This window comes from Calothrix sp. CBUCES-K 9914 (genome assembly GCF_059640475.1).
Genome location: NZ_JBXXZH010000378.1, coordinates 1 through 6,553 on the forward strand (window position 1 = coordinate 1; position 6,553 = coordinate 6,553).

At 37.6% G+C, this 6,553-nt stretch carries 4 protein-coding genes; 2 read left to right on the plus strand and 2 right to left on the minus strand.

Translation table 11 applies throughout. The features are described 5' to 3' along the window. On the plus strand, positions 1 to 2,355 hold a 2,355-nt coding region (locus AC2JBO_RS41725), incomplete at its 5' end, for a beta strand repeat-containing protein (RefSeq protein WP_496959506.1). A 182-nt stretch (positions 2,356 to 2,537) separates the two neighbouring features. Next, positions 2,538 to 5,159, plus strand: a complete 2,622-nt coding sequence (locus AC2JBO_RS41730; protein ID WP_496959507.1) for a CHAT domain-containing protein — start codon at positions 2,538 to 2,540, stop codon at positions 5,157 to 5,159. A 107-nt stretch (positions 5,160 to 5,266) separates the two neighbouring features. Here the strand turns inward: AC2JBO_RS41730 and AC2JBO_RS41735 are convergent, their stop codons facing one another. Together AC2JBO_RS41735 and AC2JBO_RS41740 are read right to left on the minus strand one after the other, a co-directional pair. Beyond that, positions 5,267 to 5,446: a right-handed parallel beta-helix repeat-containing protein gene (locus tag AC2JBO_RS41735; RefSeq protein WP_496959508.1), complete on the minus strand. Its 180-nt coding sequence runs from the start codon at positions 5,444 to 5,446 to the stop codon at positions 5,267 to 5,269. Positions 5,447 to 5,577: 131 nt separating this feature from the next. Continuing rightward, the gene (locus AC2JBO_RS41740) at positions 5,578 to 6,240 is read right to left on the minus strand and encodes a DUF928 domain-containing protein (protein WP_496959509.1); all 663 of its coding nucleotides are present in this window, start codon (positions 6,238 to 6,240) and stop codon (positions 5,578 to 5,580) included. Positions 6,241 to 6,553 lie beyond the last annotated feature (313 nt).

The following is a 6,553-nucleotide window of genomic DNA, read 5'->3' on the forward strand; positions in this document are numbered from 1 at the left end:
GCTATCAGCTTGCAAAATGCACGTTTGGAAATGCAGTCTGGTAAAACCTTAGCGTTAGTGGGTGGTAATGTTAATTTAGATAACTCTGTGATATTGGCGCCAGGAGGTAAAGTTGAGTTAGGAGGATTACTCAAAGCTGGAACGGTAACGTTACAGGATGGTAGTTTGAGATACCCTGGTGTCGTGGAAAGGGGTGATGTTTCACTAGTAAGAAACTCTACAGTAAATGTGCGTAGTTCGAAAGGTGGAGAAATTGCTATTAATGCTAGGAACTTGAGTATTTTTGGGGATAGTAAGCTCAGAGCAGGTATTGCAACAGGGTTGGGAACTGTTGATAGTAAAGGTGGAAATATTAATGTTGATGCAACAGGGGAAGTAAATATAACTGGTGGTGATAGTTTTATTGCTAATTCAGTTTTGAATGATGCGAAGGGAAAGGGTGGTGATATTAATCTTAAAGCAGGTTCGCTCTCCTTAAATGGAGGCGCGATACTATTCGCTGCAACCTACGGACAAGGGGATGTAGGAAATGTGAATATAGATGTCGCTGATAAGATAGTATTTGATGGAGTTTCGGATAATGGTTTTAATACTGGCGCCTTCAACCGAACAGAAACTAATGGAACTGGCAGAGGAGGCAATTTAAATATTACAGCAAAATCGCTGACTGTAACTAATGGCGCCCAATTAGAAGCTAGTACTTATGGGAAAGGGGATGCAGGTAGTATTAATATTCGCGTCAGAGATATGGCTATATTTGAAGGAAATGCACCAGATTATAGTAAAGTTAAAACTTTTATATTTTATAGTGGCGCCTATAGTCGGTCTGAACCTGGTTCAGTTGGAAATTCTGGTAACATAAATATTACAGCGAGTAGTCTCAAAGTTAGTAATGGTGCAGTGATTACTACGAGTACAGATGGAAAGGGAAATAGTGGGAATGTAAATATTAATGCTCGCAATGTTGTTTTTAGTGGCGAAGCTAAATATAATGATACGCCAGGATTTGGATTTTCTCAATCGAGTGGTGTGTTTAGCAGCGTCAAAAGAAGAGGACAAGGAAATAGTAGAGGTATTACAATTACAGCAAATACTCTAACTTTGACTCAGGGAGCAGTTGTTGATGTGACAACTCGTGGACAAGGTTCAGGAGGAGATATTTTAATTGATGGCGCCGATACCGTAATTTTAGATGGTTATGGTGTTAATGGATATTCAAGCGGACTTTATAGCAACACTGCACCAACAGCAACTGGTAAAGGTGGAGTAATTACAGTTAATGCAGGTAATGTTAGAATACAAAATGGAGCAGTTATTAATGTTTTGACTGAAAATGCTTACAATGGAGGTAGCGTTACAGTTAATGCCAAAACTTTAGAAATGAGTGATGGAGGACAAATTATTACGGCAACGCGCAACCAAGGCAATGCTGGTGATATTAGAATTAACGTTTCAGATAAAGTTAGTTTTTCGGGTAGCGACCCTGCATTTAATAAACGCGCGTTAGGAATTCTTAAACTCGGTGTAGATATTATCACAAATCAAGGCGCCGCAAGTGGGCTGTTAGCAAGCACAGATGCAAAAGCAACAGGGAATGGTGGTAATATATATGTGGCAACACCAAATTTACTTATAAAAGATAACTCTTCGATAACTGTTAGCAGTCAAGGTTCTGGAGTCGCAGGTAATATTCAAGTTTTAGCCAATAATATTAGAATGCAAAATCAAGCGCGAATTACAGCGGAAACAACATCTACAAACGGTGGGAATATATTACTACAAGCACAGAACTTATTATTAATGCGTCAAAATAGTTTAATATCTACAACTGCTGGAACTGGACAGGCGCCTGGTAATGGTGGCAACATTAAAATTGATGCTCAAAACGGTTTTATAGTTGCTCCTCCTATTGAAAATAGTGACATTATTGCTAATGCATTTTTAGGTAGAGGTGGAATAGTTGAAATTGATGCTCAACAAATATTTGGATTAAAACCGCGTCAGCAACAAACCTTTAACAGTGATATTACAGCTTTTTCGCAAACAAATCCCCAATTCAATGGTGTTATTGAAATTCAAACGCGCGATATAGACCCAACTCAAGGGTTAGATGAGTTACCAAGCGTTCCTCGTAGCGTTGAAATAAGTGAAGGTTGTCAAGTACCAGGTAGTTCAGAAAGAATAAGATTTGTCAACAAAGGACGTTCGGGAACACCACCACGTCCCGAAGAACCACAGAATATAGATATGTTTATTGCTGAATGGATTGATTTAAATTCTATTACTTTACCACAGAGACCCAGAGTACACAGAGAGGCGAGTTTGCAACGGATTATTAACGGATGTAACGGATGATTTGTCATGAGTCGTGAACGTAGCATCTTCAAAATTTTCAGGTAGTTAAAAAGTCAAACTTTAACCAGTTTATAGTACACATCTTTCTTTGTGTCCTTTGTGTCTTCGTGGTTCATTAAAAAAACCACAAAGGCACAAAGAACACGCTCGTAAGAGTTTCAAGACAAAATACTTGTATAAATATGGCAAAGTTCAAAAGTCAACAGTTAATTTTATGTTTGATATTAGGGCTATTATTATTTCAAATACCCCACGTCCAAGCTCAGGCGCCTATATCCGAGGTAGAATTAGTACAACAAGGACAAAAAGCATATAACTTAGGACGTTATTCTGAGGCGATTAAATTCTTACAACAAGCTTTACAACTTGCTACAAATAAAAACACTCAATCTATAATTCTGAGTAATTTATCCTTAGCATATCAGCAGCTTGGTGACTGGGATGCAGCCCAAAAACAAATTACCGCTAGTTTAAAATTACAAAGCTCTCAATCAAAAATATACGCGCAATCATTAGATATTCAAAGTCGTCTTTTTTACGCGCGTTCTCAACCAGAAGCTGCGTTAAAAACTTTGCAACAAGCAGCAGAAATTTACGCATTATTAAAAGATGAAGCTGGAAGTATTGGTAATATAATTAACCAAGCGCAAGTATTACAAGCATTAGGATTATATCAAAAAGCATATGGGCGCCTCGAACATATTCAACAAAGGTTAACGGTAATACCTGACTCTTCCATAGCTGCTAAAGGGTACTTGAGTTTGGGTAACGTTCTGCGTAGCATTGGTGAATTAAAACAATCTCAAGTTGCATTAGAGAAAGGTTTAGAACTAAAATTAATTGCCAACAACGAAGTTAAAAGTGCGCTCGTTGTCAGTTTAGCTAATACCCTTTGGGCAAAGGGTAATTTAGAACGTGAACGCTCAAACACACGCAGTTATAATAACATTCCTTGGCTATGTAACCAGCAACCAATTCCCGATAAAGCTTTAAAGTCGTATCAGGATGCGACTTTCCAATACAAACAGCTACTTGCTGCACCATTATCTCCATCAATGCGCGTCCAAACACAGATTAATTATTTAAATTTATTGGTAGAAACGGTCGAAACATCGGCAGCGCAAGCATTATGGCGTGATATTAAATTTTCTGACTTACCAAATGGTCGTCAAGCAGTATATACAAAGATAAATGGCGCCAAAAATCTTGCTTGTATATCTCAACAGGGTGTAAATAGTGATATATTACAAGAAATCGATAATTTACTAAGTGCTGCAATTCAAGATGCCCGCCAACTTCAAGATGAACGTGCGTTATCTTATGCTCTTGGTAATCGTGGTGGGTTCTACGAATATTTAGCTTGGAAAACACATAAAAATTACTTACAAGCGAGTCAAAATTTCACGAAACAAGCATTGCTTCTTGCTCAACCTATTATGGCGCCAGACATAGCTTATCAGTGGGAATGGCAAATGGGAAGAATATTAGCAGCACAAGGAAAAAATGATGAAGCGGTGACATTTTACAAAACAGCAGTAGAAACTCTCAAGACAGTACGCAGCGATTTACTAGCAATCAACTCAGATGTACAATTTTCTTATCGTGATAACGTCGAGTCTGTATATCGCGGACTAGTCGATTTACTTTTACGCACAAGTAAATCTCAAAATACCATCGCACAAGCTATAGAAAATATTGACGCGCTACAACTTGCCGAACTTCAGAATTTTTTACGCTGTAATTTCTTGCAGTTGCGACCTGTTAGGCAAAATAATGGGCAAAATGCTGGCGCCAATACAGCATTTATTTATCCTATCATCCTTGAAGATAGACTAGAAGTAATTTACAAACTCCCAGGAAAACGTTTAGAACGACACATAAACCCAATACAACGCGCAGAAGTTCAAGAAACAACGCGACAACTACGAACCGCAATATATACCCGTAATGTTAGTAAAGTAAGAGAGAAATCAGAAAAAATTTACAACTGGTTAATCAAACCCCTTGAACCATATCTCAAAAAAAATCAAGACATCAAAACTCTAGTTTTTGCGCTCGATGGAGAATTACGCAACATCCCAATGACAGTATTATACGACGCAAGCAACAAACAATATCTCATTCAAAAAGATTACGCACTTGCATTACTACCAAATTCTCAACTATTCGACTTAAATTCTCAACCCGTTGAAAAACCCAAAGTTTTAGCAGCAGGAGTCAGCGACAAACAAGAAAACATCGGGGAAGCTACATATAACTTTAGCCCACTCAACATAGATGAACTCTATCAAATTGCCAAAATTATACCAAGTAAATTACTTATAAACCAGCAATTTACCCAGCAAAACTTATCCAAGCAAATACAATTAGAAGAATTTCCCATAGTTCATATCGCCACCCACGGAAACTTTAGTTCCGACCCAGAAGACACCTACTTACTAGCTTACAAACAACTAATTAAAAGCAAAGACTTTAATAACTTACTACGAAATCAAGTTAATTCAAACACAATTAAATTACTCGTACTAAGTGCCTGTAAAACAGCCGAAGGAGACCATCGAGCTATTTTAGGTCTCGCAGGACTAGCAGTACGAGCAGGCGCCGACAGCACCCTCTCAACACTATGGCAAGTCAACGATAACTCCACATCACAATTAATGGTACATTTTTACACTGAACTAAAAAAAGGTAGAGTTAGTAAAGCAGAAGCACTACATCGTGCCCAAAAAGCACTACTAACACAACCAGAATATCAAAACCCATACTTCTGGGCGCCTTACATCTTGGTAGGCAACTGGTTATAAATGTGATATAAATTAAATAAAATTAATTTATTCTGAAGGCACCTGCTGAGGTAGTGGAGAAACTAGAAATTGGTCTTGTTTTTGATTGTTTTTGAAAGTATTTCTATCTAAATCTCTTCAATCGAATTTGATAATAATCGTGGATGTGCTGAGTCAGTTAAAACGACTCCATTACGATTCCCACGAATTTGGTTATCGGAAACTATAGGTGTTGATGTACCACCGATTGCAATTCCAAATCCTGTATTATCAAAGATGTTGTTGCGAATTTCTCCTGGTGTATACACTTAGCTTTACGCATTATAAATATTTGTTGTAACTTTTGTTGGGTGCGTGACGCTACAGGTTTTATAGCTACGTTGAAGCTTTGTCATAGCGTCACACACCCTACTTTATGTTAAAAAATAAATTAAGAGTGCTATATGTTAAGGAATTCTTCTTGCGTTACCCATTCTTTACCTAATAGTTTTAATAAGTTCTTCCAAGCGTCTTGAATATTAGTATCATTCGGATACTGCAAACGCTGTTCTGCTAAATCATTGACAGCATCGTACCAGATATTATTTTTAGTATAAAAAATAAATTTTTGTGACTTGTTTGTTAGAGGATTGTTATTAAATATTTTGCGCTGTATCCACCCATCAACAACCACATCTGGTTCATCGCTACGACTGGCGCGACAATTTAGCATTAAATACCAGCGATAATTTTGGTTTGGCTGGAGCGAATTTTGAGGATTTGCAGGCAAGCTAACTTTTATAAGTCCCGGTTTTGTAGCTAATTTAATTGTTGTACGGTAAATAGTCGTGCTTTCTTGTCCATCAAGTAGTAAAAATTCTGCGTGCTTTATATCGTCTTGGGTGTATGGTGTATAAAACCAAAAACTGGGATTTTCAGATACGGTAAAATCGTTACCATTATTAGCATTAAGTGCTGTAAGTGGTTTACTTGTTTGCTTACATATCGCTTCGGGACGTGTTGTTCCAGGACTGGAATTACCTTTTGGTGTACCTGTTGAAGGAGGTTTTGGTGGGGCAGCTGCTTGTAAATTAGGTTGAATGATTACCTGTGCAAACAGCATAAATATAGTAAGACAGGTGAATCTGACTAACATCCGAGTTTTTTTCATGTCTTATTTTTGACTTTCGATGCAATTACAACCGACACATAAGACACTTTGAACAGCTATTGTAGAATGTAGCACTAATTGTACTAGGTGCCAACCTTCGTAAAGTCAGTCATCTAAGTGCCGGACAACAACACCCTGGCTCAAATTGTTCAAAATAAAAAGTACTGCGTTCTTTATGGTGCCAAAATTTTGCGTCCAATAGCTCCTAACTTGCACATTCAAAAAATCCATATATAGTAAGGGTTCCAAAAAATGTGCAAGTTCC

Coding starts and splice junctions, on each gene's coding strand:
- AC2JBO_RS41730 (WP_496959507.1), top strand. CDS start 2,538: ATGGCAAAGTTCAAAAGTCAACAGTTAATTTTATGTTTGATATTAGGG.
- AC2JBO_RS41740 (WP_496959509.1), bottom strand. CDS start 6,240: ATGCTGTTTGCACAGGTAATCATTCAACCTAATTTACAAGCAGCTGCC.